Source organism: Novosphingobium sp. NFX11 (assembly GCF_057376415.1).
Map to the genome: position 1 here is coordinate 2,716,436 of NZ_CP080384.1, position 16,784 is coordinate 2,733,219.

Annotated in this window: 15 protein-coding genes and 2 pseudogenes; 3 read left to right on the forward strand and 14 right to left on the reverse strand. The window is 66.3% G+C overall.

Annotated features, from left to right (window positions below):
* Positions 1-201 precede the first annotated feature (201 nt).
* The 6 genes and pseudogenes from KZO24_RS14000 to KZO24_RS14025 form a co-directional block, all read right to left on the reverse strand.
* Complete coding sequence (locus tag KZO24_RS14000) at positions 202-2,403, reverse strand: TonB-dependent receptor (protein ID WP_486486441.1); 2,202 nt, start codon at positions 2,401-2,403, stop codon at positions 202-204.
* Between the two features lie 686 nt (positions 2,404-3,089).
* A complete protein-coding gene (locus tag KZO24_RS14005; protein WP_486486442.1) occupies positions 3,090-3,539 on the reverse strand; it encodes a MaoC family dehydratase in 450 nt (149 codons plus the stop codon).
* 1 nt (position 3,540) lies between these two features.
* Complete coding sequence (locus KZO24_RS14010) at positions 3,541-5,055, reverse strand: acetyl/propionyl/methylcrotonyl-CoA carboxylase subunit alpha (RefSeq protein WP_486487177.1); 1,515 nt, start codon at positions 5,053-5,055, stop codon at positions 3,541-3,543.
* A 66-nt stretch (positions 5,056-5,121) separates the two neighbouring features.
* A pseudogene (locus KZO24_RS14015) lies at positions 5,122-5,390 on the reverse strand (biotin carboxylase N-terminal domain-containing protein); the annotation flags it as partial.
* Positions 5,387-5,674, reverse strand: a complete 288-nt coding sequence (locus KZO24_RS14020) for a DUF3088 family protein (RefSeq protein ID WP_486486443.1) — start codon at positions 5,672-5,674, stop codon at positions 5,387-5,389. The gene KZO24_RS14020 and the pseudogene KZO24_RS14015, both read right to left, overlap by 4 nt.
* A 17-nt stretch (positions 5,675-5,691) precedes the next feature.
* A pseudogene (locus KZO24_RS14025) lies at positions 5,692-7,355 on the reverse strand (carboxyl transferase domain-containing protein).
* Between the two features lie 66 nt (positions 7,356-7,421).
* Between KZO24_RS14025 and KZO24_RS14030 the strand changes: the two are divergent.
* Together KZO24_RS14030 and KZO24_RS14035 are read left to right on the forward strand one after the other, a co-directional pair.
* On the forward strand, positions 7,422-7,958 hold the full coding sequence (locus tag KZO24_RS14030) for a LysR family transcriptional regulator (RefSeq protein WP_486486444.1): 537 nt from the start codon (positions 7,422-7,424) through the stop codon (positions 7,956-7,958).
* A complete protein-coding gene (locus tag KZO24_RS14035; RefSeq protein ID WP_486486445.1) occupies positions 7,915-8,313 on the forward strand; it encodes a LysR family transcriptional regulator substrate-binding protein in 399 nt (132 codons plus the stop codon). Before KZO24_RS14030 ends, KZO24_RS14035 begins: the two co-directional genes overlap by 44 nt.
* 98 nt (positions 8,314-8,411) lie before the next feature.
* Here the strand turns inward: KZO24_RS14035 and KZO24_RS14040 are convergent, their stop codons facing one another.
* From KZO24_RS14040 to KZO24_RS14050, 3 genes are read right to left on the reverse strand one after another with little or no spacing between them, the layout of a single operon-like run.
* Complete coding sequence (locus tag KZO24_RS14040; RefSeq protein ID WP_211150628.1) at positions 8,412-9,452, reverse strand: zinc-binding dehydrogenase; 1,041 nt, start codon at positions 9,450-9,452, stop codon at positions 8,412-8,414.
* Positions 9,449-10,465: an LLM class flavin-dependent oxidoreductase gene (locus tag KZO24_RS14045; RefSeq protein WP_486486446.1), complete on the reverse strand. Its 1,017-nt coding sequence runs from the start codon at positions 10,463-10,465 to the stop codon at positions 9,449-9,451. Before KZO24_RS14045 ends, KZO24_RS14040 begins: the two co-directional genes overlap by 4 nt.
* A complete protein-coding gene (locus KZO24_RS14050) occupies positions 10,462-11,775 on the reverse strand; it encodes an SDR family NAD(P)-dependent oxidoreductase (RefSeq protein ID WP_486486447.1) in 1,314 nt (437 codons plus the stop codon). Before KZO24_RS14050 ends, KZO24_RS14045 begins: the two co-directional genes overlap by 4 nt.
* Before the next feature lie 72 nt (positions 11,776-11,847).
* Here KZO24_RS14050 and KZO24_RS14055 point away from each other — a divergent pair, with 72 nt between their 5' ends.
* Entirely contained in the window at positions 11,848-12,330 is a 483-nt protein-coding gene (locus tag KZO24_RS14055) for a GbsR/MarR family transcriptional regulator (protein WP_486486448.1), read from the forward strand.
* Positions 12,331-12,340: 10 nt separating this feature from the next.
* Here KZO24_RS14055 and KZO24_RS14060 read toward each other — a convergent pair whose 3' ends face one another.
* Genes KZO24_RS14060 through KZO24_RS14080 form a run of 5 tightly spaced genes read right to left on the reverse strand, consistent with a single transcriptional unit; the run spans position 12,341 to position 16,766 of the window.
* The gene (locus KZO24_RS14060; RefSeq protein WP_486486449.1) at positions 12,341-13,384 is read right to left on the reverse strand and encodes a DUF2889 domain-containing protein; all 1,044 of its coding nucleotides are present in this window, start codon (positions 13,382-13,384) and stop codon (positions 12,341-12,343) included.
* 33 nt (positions 13,385-13,417) lie between these two features.
* On the reverse strand, positions 13,418-13,765 hold the full coding sequence (locus KZO24_RS14065; RefSeq protein WP_486486450.1) for a hypothetical protein: 348 nt from the start codon (positions 13,763-13,765) through the stop codon (positions 13,418-13,420).
* Between the two features lie 2 nt (positions 13,766-13,767).
* Entirely contained in the window at positions 13,768-14,466 is a 699-nt protein-coding gene (locus KZO24_RS14070) for a hypothetical protein (protein WP_486486451.1), read from the reverse strand.
* Position 14,467: 1 nt separating this feature from the next.
* Positions 14,468-15,283 carry an SDR family NAD(P)-dependent oxidoreductase gene (locus KZO24_RS14075; RefSeq protein ID WP_211150635.1) on the reverse strand — a complete coding sequence of 272 codons (816 nt, stop codon included), beginning with the start codon at positions 15,281-15,283 and terminating at the stop codon, positions 14,468-14,470.
* A gap of 19 nt (positions 15,284-15,302) precedes the next feature.
* Positions 15,303-16,766, reverse strand: a complete 1,464-nt coding sequence (locus KZO24_RS14080) for an aldehyde dehydrogenase family protein (RefSeq protein ID WP_375154524.1) — start codon at positions 16,764-16,766, stop codon at positions 15,303-15,305.
* Positions 16,767-16,784: the final 18 nt, after the last annotated feature.

A 16,784-nucleotide genomic window follows, 5' to 3' on the forward strand; every position in this document is an offset into this window, starting at 1 on the left:
ACAACACACTTCGTCATTGCGAGGAGGCCCACGTGCGCTTTGGGCCGACGAAGCAATCCAGGGCAGTGCGCAACCGCCCTGGGTTGCTTCGCTACGCTCGCGGGTGACGAACGAAGGGAGCGGCCCCCTGCCCTCTCGCGGATGAACAAGCATGGGGGCCAAATAAAAGGGCGCCGGTTTGACCCGGCGCCCTTCGCTTCATCAGAAGTTGAAGCGGAACTCGCCGCCGATGATGCGCGGTTCGTTGAGCATCGCCGTCAGGTTGTTGAAGTCGATCGCGCCGACGACGCGGATCTGGTTGGTGATGTTGCGGGCGAATGCCGCAACTTCGTAGCCGCGCTTGTTGTCGCGGTAGCCGACGCGCGCGCCGCCCTCGAGGTAGGCCTTACCCGTGAACTCGATCGAGTCGTACAGGAACAGGTTGATCTTCGAGCGGTACGACCAATCGGTGTAGGCGAAGATCTCATTGTCGTTGCCCAGCGGCACGGCGTAGCGCAGCGTCGCGTTGCCGATCCAGCGCGGAGCCTGCGGCAGGCTGTTGCCATCGATCGAGGCCAGGGTGGTGCCGTTCACGGTCACCAGCGGGTCGGTCACGGTGCAGCCGCCGCCGCAAGGTGCGACGTAGAGGTCCTTGTCCTTCAGCTCGGTGTAGTTGTAGCTGCCGCCCAGCGTCAGCACGAGGTTCTCGATCGGGGTCGCCGACAATTCGGCCTCGACGCCGTAGCCGATCGCCTTCTTCGCGTTCATCAGCTGCGTGACGTTGGAGTTGCCGCCCACCGCCGTCAGCTGGATGTTCTTCGTGTCGAAGTAGTAGCCGTCGACCGAGAAGTTGAACAGGCCGGGCTGCTCGGTCTTGAAGCCGACTTCGTACGAGGTGGTCGTCTGCGGGCGGGCCATCGTCGCGACACCGGCGGTGGTGTCGTTCTTCAGCGCCGCGCCAAGGTAGCCCGAGGCCACGCGGGCGTAGATGCTGCTCGACGAGGAGAGCTTGAACGTTGCGCTGCCGTCCCACGACCACTTGGAGCCGTTGGTGCTGCCGGTCGAACGGCCGGTGGTGGCGTCGATGTCGTCGCCGTTCACGAGGATGGCATAGCGCTTGTCATGCGACCAGCGCAGGCCGCCGCGCAGGATCAGCGCGTCCACCGGGGTGTACTCGACCGAGCCGAAGAACGCGTACGTCTCGTTGTCGAGGTGCGAGATGCTGGTCGGCGAGTAGACGTTGGTGTTGGACCACGAACCGCTCTCGCTCTCGAGGTTCTGGTTGAAGTAGTAGGCGCCCGCCTGGAAGCTGACGTCGCCGAACTTCTTGGAGGCGAAGCGCAGTTCCTGGCTGAATTCCTTCGGCGTGGTGTCGCCGCCGGTCTGGACCTGGAACGGGGTGTTCGCGGGTGTACCGCCGTCGATATCGCCGCGCGAGAAGACGCTGGCGCGCTCCCAGGCGGTGATCGAGTAGAGCGAACCGGCGCCGTCGAACTCGTAGCTGGCCTGGACGTTGGCGCCCCAGCTCTCCAGCTCCTGCGGGTTCGAGCCGTTCTGGTTGGCATGCTCGATGTCGTAGCCATCGACGAGATCGTTGGTGCCCTTCTGGATCGCATTGGCGCGGAACAGGCGCGCGGTACCCTTCAGCGAGCGGGCATGAGCGTTGACGAGGATGTCGAGGGGACCGTCCGCGTACTCCAGCTGAAAGCGACCGGCGTAGTCTTGGTAGCCCTCGAACTTCTTCTCGTTGATGGTCGCGGCGTTGTCGTTCTTGACCCAATCGTCACGGCGCTGGACGAGTCCCGCGACGCGGAAGCGCAGCTTGTCGGTCAGCGGCGCGCCGACGGCGGCTTCCAGGTTGACGGTGTTGTAGGTTGCCCACGAAGCGCTGACGTGACCGTCCACTTCCTCGGTCGGACGCTTGGAGGTCAGCTTGACCACGCCTGCCGGGGTGTTGCGGCCGAACAGCGTGCCCTGCGGTCCCTTGAGGACTTCGACGTTCTCGAGGTCGAAGGCCGGGAAAGCCTTGAGCATCGGGCTTTCGAGCGCAACGTTGTCGTACACCACCGAAACCGGCTGCGCGGCGTCAGCGCTGAAGTCGGTGTTGCCCAGGCCGCGAATGTAGAAGCGCGGGAAGGTACGACCGAACGAGGATTCGATCTGAAGGCTGGGCACGCGCGCAGCAAGGAAACGGATGTCCTGGCCGCTGGAGTTCAGCACGTCGAGCTTCTCGCCCGAAAGCGTCGAAACCGCGACGGGCACGTCCAGCGCACGCTCTTCGCGGCGCAGCGCGGTCACGACGATTGCGTTGTCCCCTTCTTCGGCCACCGGAGCGCCGCTCTGCGCAAGGGCAGGCGCGGCGAACGAAGCCGAAATCGCGAGGACCGAAGCCGCCGTAAAACGGCGCAAACGAGCAGAATTCAAAATTACCCCCTGAGGTAGCCATGTTTTGGGATGGGGGGCCGATAAGCTGACCAGCGCTGTCATTCAACAGCAATGAACCGCACAGCGCGTTGCGAAAAATGGCGCGGCAATTTTGCAACGCAGCATGGCAACCGGGCTCGGAGTCGCGCGAAAAGGGGGCTTGCGGGTTCACCAAGAAACCGGAGCATCAGCAAAGGTTAAAGAGGTTATTACGGACTTCGTTAAAGAGGTTAAGGCTTCCTTCCACTGCACTGCAGCAAGCATATTTGGCGAGACTGGCGAAATGTCCGTGTTTGCCGTGCCCCGGCGCGTTCCCGTAGTGTCGAGGCCGCATGCCATCGCACGATTTTTGCATCAGGTTTTGCCGAACCTGTGCCAGCGACGTTCAACCAGGCAAGCTTTTACGGGGGCAATGATTCTGTCGTCCCGGTTCGGACACGACACTTCCGGAACGCGCCTCGCCCACTTGATCGGTGATGGTGCCTTGCCCGACGACGCTGCCCCCGGATAGCCAACGACTTTTCTTTATCGGTGAAGTGCTTGTCTGATCGGCACGATAACAACGCTTGAGCCGTTCATGAAGCGCGCGAACCTTGCCTCGGCTACCTCGAGCAGTAAACTGCTTGCCCTGGTCCGTGGCGTGATCGCGGGCGTAGGGCTCGCGCATCCTCAGGTTTGCTTCGCAATCACGCCCCTTTTTTCAGCAGCACGGTTCGGAGCATCGATAGAGCCACTTCCCCGCGCTGGTTGGTCAACTCGTGCCGGAACACGACGATCCCTTGTCCGGGCCGCGACCTGCTCTCGCGCATCTCGACCACTTCGCTCGCGCAGGTCAGGGTATCGCCGATGAAGGTCGGCTTGGGCGTAACCACTTTGTCGAAGCCCAGGTTGGCGACGAGCGTGCCGACTGTCGTGTCCGCGATCGACAGGCCCACCGCCAGGCTGAAGGTGAAGGTCGAATTGACCAGGATCTGCCCGAACTCGCTGGCTTTCGCGGCCTCAGCGTCGAGGTGCAGGGGCTGCATGTTGTGGGTCATCGCTGAGAACAGCAGGTTGTCGGTCTCGGTGACGGTACGGCTCGGCTGATGCGTCAGGCGGTCACCGACCTGCCATTCATCGAAAAAACGTCCGGCCATCTTATTCGGCCTCCTCGATCTGCACGAGTAGGGCATCGACCTGCACCTGCTGGCCGGGGCTCGCCGCGAGCGCCCTGACGATGCCATCGAACGGCGCGGTCAAGGTGTGCTCCATCTTCATGGCTTCGAGGGTCAGGAGTTTCTGTCCCTTGGTCACCGTCTGGCCCTGTTTTACCTCGACGGCGATGACCTTGCCCGGCATGGGTGCAACGATCGCGCCGGAACTGTCTGCCGCGCCATGCGCGCCGTCGCGTCGCCATGGCGCCAGCAGCCAGGCCTGCCCCTGTTCGGTGACGAGGACGCTGCTGGCAGGCTCGTCGCTCCCATCGTCAATCTCGAGCTCGATCTTCTCGCCATCGAGCAGGAACCACGCGGTTCGCCGCGGCGGCGCGTTCAGCCGCAGGCCCGGCGCGATGCCGGCCGGAACGAGTGACGAAGCGGCCGCACGAAGGGTATCGGCCGAAGGCACCGGCGGCTGCGCCAGAGCCTCGCCGTCGCGCCCGATCAGACCGGTATCGACTTTGCCCGCCGCGAAGTCGGGGTGCTGCAGTGCTTTGACGAGGAACGAGGCATTGGTACGTACCGGCCAGACGGCAGTGTCCTCGAGCATCGCGCCGAGCCGTTCCCGCGCCTCGTCGCGGTCGTCGCCCCAGGCGATGATCTTGGCAATCATGGGATCGTAGAAGGGCGAGACTTCGGCGCCTTGCGTGACGCCGGTATCGATACGCCCTGTTTCCTTGGCTCCCTCGACCTCGCCGAACTGCAGCAATTCGAGGCGGCCGATGCTGGGGAGGAAGCCCTTGGCGGGGTCTTCGGCGTAGAGCCGCGCTTCCATCGCCCAGCCGTCGATCGTCAGGTCATGCTGCGCCAGCGGCAGCGGTTCGCCGCTCGCCACCCGCAATTGCCATTCGACGAGATCGACCCCGGTGATCGCCTCGGTGACCGGGTGCTCCACCTGCAGTCGGGTGTTCATCTCCATGAACCAGATGCGGTCGGCCGAGAGTGCGCCAGAGCCGTCGGCAATGAACTCGATGGTCCCGGCGCCGACATAGTCGACCGCCTTTGCAGCGCGCACGGCGGCGGCGCACAGCGCCTCGCGCGTGGCTGCGTCCATTCCGGGAGCGGGGGCTTCCTCGATAACCTTCTGGTGGCGGCGCTGGAGCGAACAGTCGCGCTCGAACAAGTGGACGACGTTGCCGTGCCGGTCGCCGAAGACCTGCACCTCGATGTGGCGGGGCGAGGCGATGTATTTCTCGATCAGCACGCGGTCATTGCCGAACGAAGCGGCCGCCTCGCGCTTGCAAGAGGCGAGCGCATCGGCGAATGCGTCGGCACTCTCGACGAGACGCATGCCCTTGCCGCCGCCGCCAGCGACCGCCTTGATGAGCACCGGGTAGCCAACCTTGTCGGCCTCCTGGCGTAGCAAGTCGGGTTCCTGGTTCGCGCCCATGTAGCCCGGCGTCACCGGAACTCCGGCCTCGGCCATGAGCGTCTTGGCGGCGTCCTTGAGGCCCATAGCCGTGATCGAGGACGGGTTCGGCCCGACCCAGACCAGCCCAGCGTCGATGACGGCCTGCGCGAACTCTGCGTTCTCGGATAGGAAGCCGTAACCCGGGTGAATGGCCTCGGCCCCGGTCGCCTTCGCGGCGGCGAGAATTTTCTCGCCCACAAGATAGCTCTCGCGCGTGGGTGAGGGACCGATGTGGACGGCCTCGTCGGCCTCGCGAACATGGAGCGCCTGTGCATCGGCGTCGGAAAAACCGCGATGGTGCGGATGCCCATGGCCCGCGCGGTACGGATGATGCGGCAGGCGATCTCGCCGCGATTGGCGATGAGCAGAGAAGTGATCATGGGTGACGCTCCGGGAAGCCGTGGCGGGTATGGAGCGCTGCCAACAGCGGCTCGATTGCGTTGACGAAGCCGCCTTCGGCAAAGGCCAGCGCAGGCAGGTTTTGGTTGTCTTTGCCCAGTACCGCGACGACTTCGCTGCGGGGGCGCGCCCATCCGACGCGCACGACCTCGATGTTCGCGGCGCGATCAGGGAACAGCGAAAGCAGGCCCTCCACCGTGACGCTGTCCTTGCAGTAGAAGCGGCGCCCTTCGTAGGCCGGATCCGGCCAGTCGAAGTCGAGCACGAACAGGGTATCCCTGCTCACATCCGGAACACCCCGAAGCGGGGCGCCTCCTCGATCGGGGCTTCGAGACAGACCGACAGCGCCAGGCCCAGCACGTCACGGGTTTGCACGGGGTCGATCACCCCGTCGTCCCACAGCCGCGCCGTGGCGTAGTAGGGGTTGCCTTCGTCCTCGTACTTCTGCCGGATCGGGGCCTTGAAGGCCTCGGCATCCTCGGGGCTCCAGTTGGCGGCATCGCGATGGACCGTCGCCAGTACCGACGCCGCCTGCTCGCCGCCCATCACCGAGATGCGCGCATTGGGCCAGGTAAACAGGAAACGCGGGTCGTAGGCGCGCCCGCACATCCCGTAATTACCTGCTCCGAACGAGCCGCCGATCAAGACCGTCAGCTTGGGCACTTGCGCGGTGGCGACAGCGGTGACCAGCTTGGCGCCGTGCTTGGCGATGCCCTCAGCCTCGTACTTGCCGCCGACCATGAAGCCCGAGATGTTCTGCAGGAACAGCAGCGGGATGCCGCGCTGGCAGGCCAGTTCAATGAAATGTGCACCCTTCTGCGCGCTCTCGGAGAACAGCACGCCGTTGTTGGCGAGGATCGCCACGGGAAGTCCGTGGATGTGCGCGAAACCGCAAACCAGCGTAGAGCCGTAGAGCGCCTTGAACTCGTGGAACTCGGAGCCGTCGACGATGCGGGCGATAACCTCGTGGACATCGTACGGCGCGCGCACGTCCTCGGGAACGATCGAATAGAGTTCCTCGGCCGCGTATCTGGGCGGCCGGGGGCCTGCACCGCAAGGCCATGGCGATGCGCGGGTCCAAGGTGGCTGGCGATGTCTCGCACGATGGTCAGCGCATGCTCGTCATCCTGCGCCAGATGATCGGTGACGCCCGACTTGCGCGAATGGAGATCACCTCCGCCCAAATCCTCGGCAGTGATGACCTCTCCCGTCGCGGCCTGCACCAGCGGCGGTCCGGCGAGGAAGATCGTTCCCTGATCCTTCACAATCACGCTCTCGTCGCTCATCGCAGGGACATAGGCACCGCCTGCGGTGCAACTGCCCATGACGCTGGCGATCTGCGGGATGCCCCGCGCGCTCATCTGCGCCTGGTTGAAGAAGAAGCGCCCGAAGTGGTCGCGGTCGGGGAAGACCTCTGCCTGGTTGGGCAAGTTGGCGCCGCCGCTGTCGACGAGGTAAATGCAGGGCAGACGATTGGTCGCCGCGATCTCCTGCGCGCGGATGTGCTTCTTGACGGTCAGCGGAAAATAGGTGCCGCCTTTCACCGTCGCGTCGTTGGCGAAGATCATGCATTGCCGTCCCGACACACGGCCGATTCCGGCAATGATCCCGGCACCGGGCACCTCGTCCCCATAAAGACCATTGGCGGCAAGCTGGCCGATTTCGAGAAAGGGCGAGCCGGGATCGAGGAGCCGCTCGACACGGTCGCGCGGCAGCAGCTTGCCCCGGCTCAGGTGCCGCTCACGTGCCCTTGCGTCACCCCCAAGTGCCGCTTTCGCCACCCGTTCGTGCAACTCGGCGGCGAGCGCGCGATTGTGCGCGTCGCGTGCCCGGGCCTCAGGGCTGTCGAGATTCAGGGTGGTCTGCAGGACCGGCGCGCTCATGCCTCTTCCTTCCGTGCGGGCGGCGCCAGTTTGCCTTGGGCCTGCCTTGTCGATTTGCCGCATCTATCTAGACAGCCGTAAAGAAAAGCGGAAATTGAAAGTTTCCGCACCTCGTCATAGACAGTATCTATGATTGATCAGTATCTCCTGCGCTACTTCCTGGCCGTGGCAGAGACCGGCAACTTCAGCCGCGCGGCCAGGCGCGTGAGCGTGACTCAGCCTACCTTGTCTGTAGGGATCGCCAAGCTGGAACGCGAACTGGGCGCGAGGCTGTTTGACCGCGACCGCCAGCGCGTGGCCCTGACCCCCGCCGGCAGCCGCTTTCTCGTACGCGCCCGCCGCATCGCCGCCGAGTACGAGCATGCTCTTGTCGAACTCAGTGAAGTCACCGATCCCACCTTGCTGCGCATTGGCGTGCTCAACACGATTCCCACGCGCCTCGTTGAAGGCTGGCTCACCGCGCACCGCGCGCTAGGTTCAGGCGAGACGCTAGAGATACTCGACGGGTCTGAGCGCGACATCGCCGAGCGGCTAGAGCGCGGCCGCATCGACCTGGCGCTAAGCGTGATCCGCCCGCACCACCCCCGATCTCGCACCCGAAGTGCTTTCCCGCGAACGCTACATGATGGTCCTGCCGCCCGATCATCCGCTGGCGGACGAGAGTGAAGTGCAGGCCGAACAGCTCGCCCGCGACCGCATGGTCCTGCGACGCCACTGCGAGGCCCTGCCCGAGATCAACCGCTTCTTCGTGGAGCGCGGCGTGAGACCGCGTTTCGTCCTCAAGACCACAAGCGACGAGCGAGTGCTGGCCGTTGTGCGTAGCGGTGCCGGGATCGGCATGATGCCCGAAAGCTTCGCCGCGGGTCCCGAGCGCTTCGTGCCGGTGCGCGACTTCAAACTTGTCCGCGAGATCGGACTGCTGCACGCCGCAGCGGCATGCGTGGAACAAGGCAGAGCAAGCCCGCTCATTGCGATGGTCAGAGCCCATTACGGCACAACTGATCTGAGGAGGTCAATCTGATCGCCAGCTATCGACCGTCTGCCGCACGGCACAGACCACCACCTTTGGGCTGTACCGCCGGATACCGCCACCTTGCCAAAAAGCTCTGCTAGGCTCCTCTACGAAAGCTGTAGGCGCGGATCTACGACAGTCCGTACCGACGTTCCAGGGCCGGAGAGATTGGCGATCGCTGCGGCCACGGAGCCGAGCCCGATACGCTCGCCAAGCCACGGTGCCACGTCGATCCGGCCCTCGGCTATTCTGCGCATCGCGAGGTCCATGTCCTGCGGCTCCTCGCCGCCGGCGAACTGGATGTTGAGCCGCTTGTTCTGGGCGGCGAAGACGTAGAGCGGCTCGGGCTCCATGCAGTAGCCGCCCATGACGAGGCGGCCGTCGAACGGCATGCTCTCGATGATCCGCTGCAACATGCCGGGCACGCCGACGTTCTCGTAGACGAGATTGACGCGCCGCCCGCCGAGATCGGGCAGCGGCCCGTAGGGATCGACTTCGCGCGGGTCGATGGCGATGTGCGCGCCCGCCTTCAGGGCCAGGTCGCGCCGGTCGGCGTGGAAGTCGGCCGCGACGATCGGCGCCGCTCCCGCCAGAGCAAGACCCGCGACAACGCCGAGCCCGATCGCCCCGCAGCCCAGCACCAGCGCCACGTCGTCCTTTCCGGGGCGGCCGCGCCGCGCATGTTCGAGGCCCACGGCAAGCGGTTCGATTAAGGCGGCATGATCATCCGGCAGACCCTCGGGCACCTCGAGCAGGAAGTCCTCGTCGAGCAGCATCAGTTCTCCGCACCCGCCCGGACAATCGTGGCTGAAACCGACAACGGCGTGCGCTCCGCCCTGCCGCATGATCGGCACCGACGTCACCCGCCGTCCAGGCGCGACCGGGCGGCGGCTACCGGCGCCGTAGTCGATGACCTCGCCGACGAACTCGTGACCCGGCACGAAGGGACGCGTCTCGTCGAGCCCCGCATAGGGCCCGCCCATGCGGCGCGACAGCTCGATGACGTGACGACCACCGGTCAGGAAGTGGGCATCCGATGCGCACAATCCGCAGGAATGCGTGCGTACCAGCGCCTGCCCCCGGCCCGGTTCCGGGTCGGGCAATTCGCGCACATGCACCGCGCCGTTCTCGATACAGGCCGCCTTCATGCCGCCATCGCCTCGCGCAGCGCCGGCATCGTCGCGGCAAGCAGCCTCAGGTTCTTCCACCCCTCCTCAGGCGCGAGGCCGCCAAGCAGGGGCTGGAAGCCGATGTTGCCACCTTCTGCCGCGCCCACCTTGTCGAGCAGCATCTGCGGCGTCCACGCCGCGAAGAGCCCGGCGTGCCGCAGCTTGGCGGGATCGGTGAGACCCTTGAAGGGCGAGTTGGAGCCGTCGCCCTCGGCTTCGGCCCACTTCGCGTATTCGGTGATCACGTGAACGGCATGCGGCGCGATGGCGTCCCAGCCCTGGTCCGGGTCCTCGCACAAGTGGATTGCCATCGGCATGCCGGGACGCGGGCGGAAATACCGGCGCGGGGCATGGCCGAGCCGCGCGCACTCGGCGAGGTAGATGTCGACGAGGTCACCCTTCATCGGCCCGAACCCGACCCCGAACTTCGCCGCCCGCCTGGCCGACGCCGGCACGCCGCCACCGACGAGGATGATGTCCTCCGGCTCCTGCACCGGCAGCGGGCGCACGAAGATCGGCCGCGCGCCGTTGCCGTCGTCATGCTCGAAGCGCTCGCCCTTCAGCGCGCGCAGGATGATCTCCAGCCCCTCGTCCATCCGCTTCGCCCGGTCCTTGAGCGACTGGCGGAACATCGCGAATTCGTGCGGCACGTAGCCCGCGCCGAAGATTACTCCCAGCCGCCCGTTCGACATGTTGTCGAGCACCGCGATCTGCTCGGCCAGTTCGAGCGGATCGTGCAGCGGCAGGATCACCGCGCCGAGCAGAAAGCGGATGCGCCTGGTCACCGCCGCCATGCCGCCCGCGAGGACGAAAGGCTGCGGCAGATAGCCGTCCTGCGAGCCGTGATGCTGCATCAGGCCGATCTGGTCGGCGCCGATTTCGTCCGCGAAGGCAGCCATCTCGATCGCGGCGCGGTAGAGCTGCGGCGTCGGGCTCGCCCACTGCGGCGAGCGCATGTCGAACGAGACGGAGATCGTGAAGTCCTTCATCATGCCGCTCCCTGCCGGCCGTGAGCGAGCGCCGCGTAGGAAGGGTCGGACCCGTCCCGGCGCGCGCGGTCATGGCGGTACATCTCGGTGACGTCGCGCACGCAATCGTAGTCGGTGACGGTATCGCGGCGGTCGATGCGCCAAAGCCCGCCGCGCCGCGACCAGCGGTCGCAATAGCGCGACCACACTTCCATCTGCACCAGCCTGCCTTCGCGCTCCATCCGCAGCGTCGCCGTGACGTAGGCCTCGCTTCCGGCCCGGTCACCATCCACCTCGATCAACACGTTGGTGACCTGGTGCGAATGCGCGAGGAGCCCGCCGTGCGCCGCGCAGATCCAGTCGATCGCCTCGCGGCCACTGCCCTTGAAGCCCCGCTCACCGTAGTCCACGGTCGCATCCTCGTGGAACACCGCATGGCCCAGCGCCGTATCGAGCCGGTCGACGCTGCGACAATAGCGATAGAGCTGTTCAGTGATAGCCTGCTTGTCCGCCAGTTCGCGCATGTCGCTCACCCTTTCGCATGCGTGGAAAAAGTCGCGGAAATCCGGCGAGATCCGCTCGCGCCGCTCGGCGGCCGATGACGCTGACATGCCCGCCACGTCGTCCGCCTCGCCCCAGTTGCAGACGGGGCCGAACGGCAGGCGCGCGAGGCCGAGCCGGGCCACCTCGTCGGCATCGGCAAGGCCGTCAGGCACAGCCATGCCGCGCGCCGCCATGAGTTCGCGATGCGCCGGAGTATCCGTCCGGCCAAGCACGAAGCTGAGCACATCGACACCGTGCGGCTCCAGTTCGGCCCAAAGCGCCTCGCACAGCACGAGATCGAACGCCTTGGTCGCCGCATAGACGCCGATGCCGGGCAGCCCGCCGTAGCAGGCGCCCGAGCCCACCACCATCAGCCCGCCCCGTCCGCGTGCGCGCATCGGAGCGGCGAAGGCGTGGAGCGCGCGGGTCACCGTCACCACATTGCGTGCGACCAGTGCATCCCAGCTGGCAACCTCCGCATCGAGGAACATCGCGCCGTTGGGATCGGCGCCCGCATTGAGGATCAGCAAGCCCACCTCGCGTCCGGCAGCGATCTCCTGCAACTGCTCGGCCGCATCCACGGCGGCCAGATCGATCGAGGCGGTCACGCATTCCACCCTTGCGCGCAGTTCATCCGCCAGCGCCTCCAGTGGACCTGCGCGCCGGGCGACGAGGATGAGGTTCATCCCCTTGTCCGCCAGTTGGCGCGCAAAGGCCGCGCCGGTCCCTTCCGATGCCCCGGCAATGAGTGCCCAGGGACCATAACGCGCGGTGAACGTCGCCTGCTCCATGCCATCGTCTCCCTTGCGACACGCCCGGCATTTGCGCTGGCGTCCGACAGTCAAATTCAGTAAATACAGAATATGCCGAACATCAAGCTGTCACAGCAGGACGAAGCCTTTCTTGACGCCATGGCGATGTTGATGGCCCCCTGGGGCTGGCCCCGGCCGGTCGGGCGCATCTACGCCTATCTGCTTCTGCGCGAGGAACCCGCAACGCTCGACGAGATCGCCGCCGATCTCGGTATGAGCAAGAGCAATGCCAGCGTGGCCGCACGCACGCTCGAGCATTGCGGCAACGCGCGAAGGCAGGGCGAGCCGGGAAGTCGCCGCATCTACTACTCGGTGCCGTCCGAGTTCAGTGGCCCGTTCGTCGAGAAGGCGCAGTTGCTCGATCGGCAGGTGCGCCTGTTCGCCGATCAACGCGAGCGCGACATTGCCGCACCGGTCGCCGAACGCTTTGCGCGCATCGGTGCATTCTATACCGCGATGCGCGAGGCGATCGAGCACGTGGTCAGCGATGCGCAGCCGGCTCGGACCGAGGAAGCCGCAACACTCGTGCGGTAGGCAAGCCGCGTCAGCCCCCGACCCCGGATCCGGCTCCGGCCTCGATCCGTGCCGCAAGGGCAGGCACGTCGGCAAGCGCACGCAGCGCATCGTTCAGGTGCGTGCACCCTTGCGGCCCCCTTAGCTGGGCCAGCACCTCCTCGCGGATCTGTGCAAGGTTGCGGCCCACCAGTCGCTGCGTGTTCGCGATCGCCCCGGGGCATTCGGAGAACGGCAGGATGCGCGCCTCCGGCTTGAGCGAGAGCAGTTCCAGCGTGGCTGCATCGGCGCGGGCGGTAAGGCGGTACTCGTGAATCGCCACGCGGCTGCCGTCGCGCCGCCTTGCGCTGTCCTGGAAAGCCGAATCGATGACGATCACGCCCGCATCGGCGTCCCGTGTCACGTCGATGCGCCGGGCGCGGCGAAAGCCCGGCCCTTCGTCCTCGGCCAGATCATGCCAGCCGAGCGGGTCGCCCGGATTGCGCAAGTCGCCTGCATCCGCGTTGGCGACTTTTTCCGGATCGACGTCGTCCGTCATGCCGCTGTTGCCCTCCTGCAAGCCCCAGCACACGTTGACGCGCTGCGCCATCATCTGTGCGTGCCTTTCCTCGCCCAGCTTGTCGCGCAGGCGATCGGCCCAGTCGGGATGCCACTGCGACCACGCGAAGGAGCTGACCAGCGCCGTGCCGGACAGATCGTCGAGGACGATGTAGAGCGGATGCGCGGCCGCGACCATCCCGGGCATAATCTCGCGCAGCAGTCCGCGCAGATGCCCGCCCGCCCGCGCACCGACGAGTTGCCCGATCGCATCGCTGGAGGGCTGCGCGGTGATCGCGGTGATCGTCTTGTCCTCGGTCATGCGCGCTTCGTAGCGCCCCTCGGCAAGGGTCAGCCCGTCCTCTCCGGCCAGCGGCGTCCACAAGTCGCGCGCGGCGCCGATGAAGCGGCGCTGGCCGTCAAGACCATCGGGCCACGAGACGTCGATGCTGGTAGTGCGCCGAACGGAACCCGCCGTGCGCAGCGGGGCGGGATTGGCCGTGCAGCGCGGCGGCGGCGGAAGCGTGATCGTATCCATCACAGGGAACGCTGCACCCTACCGGGCCCGCGATCAAGCCCCGGGAGCACGCTCCGGCGCCACCCGCACCAGCAGCTTGCCGACATGGTCATGCCCCGAAAACACGCTGGAAAAGGCCGCAGGCGCCGCCTCGATGCCTTCCTCGATGGCCTGCGCAAATCGGATGCGCCCCTCCTTCATCCACTGGGCGATATCCTCCAGACCCTTCTGTCCGGCCAGCATTCCGGCAAAGCCCCTGATCTCGAGTCCCTTGTTCATGATCAGGCGATAGAAGCCAGGCAGGCGGTCGGGGCCGGGTCCTTCCATGCCGACCCCGTAATAGGCGATGAACCCGCACATCGGCATGCGCGCGCCGCGCTTGAGGAGCGGCAGGACAGTCATCGTCACATCGCCGCCGACATTGTCGAGGTAGACGTCCGCCCCTCCGGCATCGCCGCCTGAAGCTGCCGGGCAAAATCCGGTGCCTTGTAGTCGGCTACCGCGTCGAAGCCGAGGTCGAGCAGCGCGGCGCACTTGGCCGCGCCGCCCGCGATGCCCACCGCCCGGCCGCCGAGCACTTTGACGATCTGCCCCGCTATCGAGCCCACAGCGCCCGCCGCCGCCGAGATCACCACTGTCTCGCCCGCCTTGACCCGGCCGACATTGACGATCCCCTCGTAAGCGGTCTGCCCCGGCCCTCCGAGCGCACCGAGCGCGGTCGATACCGGCGCCAGTGCGGGATCGAGCTTACGCGGTGGCCCGCGATAGTCACTCTGGTCCGGTGCCAGCACCGCATATTCCTGCCAGCCCGAGCGGCCTTCCACCACATCGCCCGGCGCGTAGTCAGGATGGTTCGAGGCGGCGACCTCACTCACTACCGGTCCGACCATGGGCTGTCCCAGCTCCATGCGCCCCGCTCCCGTCAGCACCGTCTTATCGACCGAGAAGCGCAGCAGCGGGTCCACCGCGATGTAAAGCGTCTTCAGCAGGATCTCCCGCTCGCCCGGCCGAGGCACCGGCACCTCCTCGACACGGAAGTCGGAGGGCCGGGGATTGCCCCTCGCGTAAGCGGCCAGCACCACCTGCTTCATCGTGGCCGCCATCTCAACCACCCGCCTTGCGCCCGGCGGATAGCCCACCGTCGACGGGAAGGTTCACGCCGGTGATATTGGACGCGAGGTCGGAGGCAAGGAACAGGGCGGCCGAGGCGGTATCGCGCGGGTCGATCGCCTTGCCCAGCGGGTGGGCCCTGCCCATCCCTTCGAGGATGCGGTCGCGATGCTGGCTGTCGGGGTCCATGCCGGCGTAACGGGTCAGCATCCCGGCCGGGCACACGGCGTTGACGCGAATACCCTTGTCCGCCACCTCGATGGCGAGCGCCCGGGTCAGCTGGACGATCGCGCCCTTGGTCGCGCCGTAGAGCACGCCGCCATACCCCATCAGCCCGGCGACGGATGCGGTGGAAACGATCACGCCGCCCTCGCCCAACCCCGCTTCCCGCTGCTTATCGAACTGCCGGATAGCCGCCTGACAGCCGTAGACGACGCCGTTGATGTTGACGTCCTCGACCCGCTTCATTTCCTCGGGTTCGCATTCGACGAGTGAGCGCAGGCCCTTGCCGGGGATCGGGCTGATGGTGACGCCGGCGTTGTTGTAGATGATGTCGAGCCGCCCGAAGCGCTCCACGGCTTGCGCCACGGCGGCATCGACGCTGGCCGGATCGGCGACATTGCAGGTGACCGACAGCGCCTCGCCGCCCGCCGCTTTTGCAAGCGCCGCGGTTTCCTCGGCGTTGTCGCCGTCGATATCGGCGGCGACAACCTTCGCGCCATGCTCGCAGAACAGCAGCACTGCCGCGCGGCCGAGACCCGAGCCCGCGCCGGTGATGAGGGCGACTTTGCCCTGGACCAGTCCTTCCATCGTCCTTGCTCCCGTTCCCTCAGCCACCGATGTTGAAGGTGGTCATCATCTGGAATTCGCGCAGGCCCTCGACCCCGCGTTCGCGGCCGAGGCCGCTCATCTTGATGCCGCCGCCGCTGGCGTAGCTCGACATCACCGCGCCGTTGACGTTGACCGCCCCGCTGCGGATCTTCAGACCCACCTCCAGCGCCTTGACCTTGTCCGCCCCGTGCACCCAGCCCGAGAGGCCGAAGCGGCTGTCATTGGCCATCTCCACCGCGTGATCGAGATCACGGTAGCCGATCACGCCGACCACCGGCCCGAAGATCTCCTCCTGCGCGGCGGGGTTGGAATTGTCCGGCAGGTCGAGCACCGTTGGCTCCCAGTAAAAGCCCTTGGCGATACCCTCCGGCCGCTTGCCGCCGCACACCACGCGGCCGCCCGCTTCCACCGCAGCTTGGGTGAAGTGCGCGCAGCGGTCGCGCTGGGCGGCGCTGATGACCGGGCCGAGCTGGGTTGCTGGATCGCTCGCCGGCCCGATCTTCACGTCCGCAAGCAATTTGGCCATGGCGTCGACGACTTCGGCCTTGGTCTCCTGCGGCACGAAAACCCGCGTCCCCAGCACACAGCCCTGTCCCGCGTGCGAAGTGCAGACCGAGAGCGCTGCAGAGGGTGCACGCGCAACCGCGTCGGGCAGGTAGATCTGCGCCGACTTGCCTCCCAGCTCCAGCACCAGCCGCTTGAGCGTTGGCGCTGCCTGCTCGGCCACCTTGGCCCCCACGGTGCATGAGCCGGTGAACGAGACCATATCGACGCGCGGATCGGTGGTCATCGCAAGCCCGCCCGCGAGGCCCGGCTCGACGATCACGTTCATGACCCCGGGCGGAAGGCCCGCTTCTTCGGCCGCTTCGGCGAATATCATGGATGAGATGGGAGTCAGCGGATTGGGCCGCAGGACCACCGTGTCACCCGCCATGAGCGCGGGAACGACTTTCCAGAACGCGGTATAGAACGGCACGTTGTAGGCCGAAATCGCCGAGACCACGCCCAGCGGCGACCAGCGCTTGAGGCTCTGCACGACGAAGTGCGGATTGACCCGCTCGTGGATCGGCAGGGGGTTTTCCTCCTGCTGCGGAAGGCGCAGGAACAGGTCGATGATCTCGTCGGTCATGCGCAGCGGCGCGTGGACCTGCGCGCCCATGACCGTCGCCGAGACCGGGCATCCCGCTTCCTCGATGGCGCATGTCTTTAGGAAATCCGCCCGTTTGCGCATCGCCTCCCCGAAGCGCGTCATGATTTTCGCGCGCTCCGTCATCGACAGGCCCGACCATGCGCCGGAATCGAAGGCCTGCCGCGCGGCGCCGATCGCCGCGTCGGCCTGCGCTGCTGAAACGCCGACCACTTCGGCGACCACCGATTCGTCGGACGGGTTCTGCACCTCGAACCGCTCGCCTTCGCCGCGCACGAAGCTGCCGCCGATATACCCTGCGTATTCCAAGCCCACTCTCCCGAACTTATTCGA

Excerpts from the sequence above, each read along its gene's own strand:
- KZO24_RS14045 (WP_486486446.1), bottom strand. The coding sequence starts at position 10,465 with ATGATGAAGGACTTCACGATCTCCGTCTCGTTCGACATGCGCTCGCCG.
- KZO24_RS14005 (WP_486486442.1), bottom strand. The coding sequence starts at position 3,539 with ATGGCCGGACGTTTTTTCGATGAATGGCAGGTCGGTGACCGCCTGACG.
- KZO24_RS14075 (WP_211150635.1), bottom strand. The coding sequence starts at position 15,283 with ATGGAAGGACTGGTCCAGGGCAAAGTCGCCCTCATCACCGGCGCGGGC.
- KZO24_RS14050 (WP_486486447.1), bottom strand. The coding sequence starts at position 11,775 with ATGGAGCAGGCGACGTTCACCGCGCGTTATGGTCCCTGGGCACTCATT.
- KZO24_RS14055 (WP_486486448.1), top strand. The coding sequence starts at position 11,848 with ATGCCGAACATCAAGCTGTCACAGCAGGACGAAGCCTTTCTTGACGCC.
- KZO24_RS14035 (WP_486486445.1), top strand. The coding sequence starts at position 7,915 with ATGATGGTCCTGCCGCCCGATCATCCGCTGGCGGACGAGAGTGAAGTG.
- KZO24_RS14030 (WP_486486444.1), top strand. The coding sequence starts at position 7,422 with ATGATTGATCAGTATCTCCTGCGCTACTTCCTGGCCGTGGCAGAGACC.
- KZO24_RS14065 (WP_486486450.1), bottom strand. The coding sequence starts at position 13,765 with ATGACTGTCCTGCCGCTCCTCAAGCGCGGCGCGCGCATGCCGATGTGC.
- KZO24_RS14070 (WP_486486451.1), bottom strand. The coding sequence starts at position 14,466 with ATGGCGGCCACGATGAAGCAGGTGGTGCTGGCCGCTTACGCGAGGGGC.
- KZO24_RS14040 (WP_211150628.1), bottom strand. The coding sequence starts at position 9,452 with ATGAAGGCGGCCTGTATCGAGAACGGCGCGGTGCATGTGCGCGAATTG.
- KZO24_RS14010 (WP_486487177.1), bottom strand. The coding sequence starts at position 5,055 with ATGGGCCTCAAGGACGCCGCCAAGACGCTCATGGCCGAGGCCGGAGTT.
- KZO24_RS14060 (WP_486486449.1), bottom strand. The coding sequence starts at position 13,384 with ATGGATACGATCACGCTTCCGCCGCCGCCGCGCTGCACGGCCAATCCC.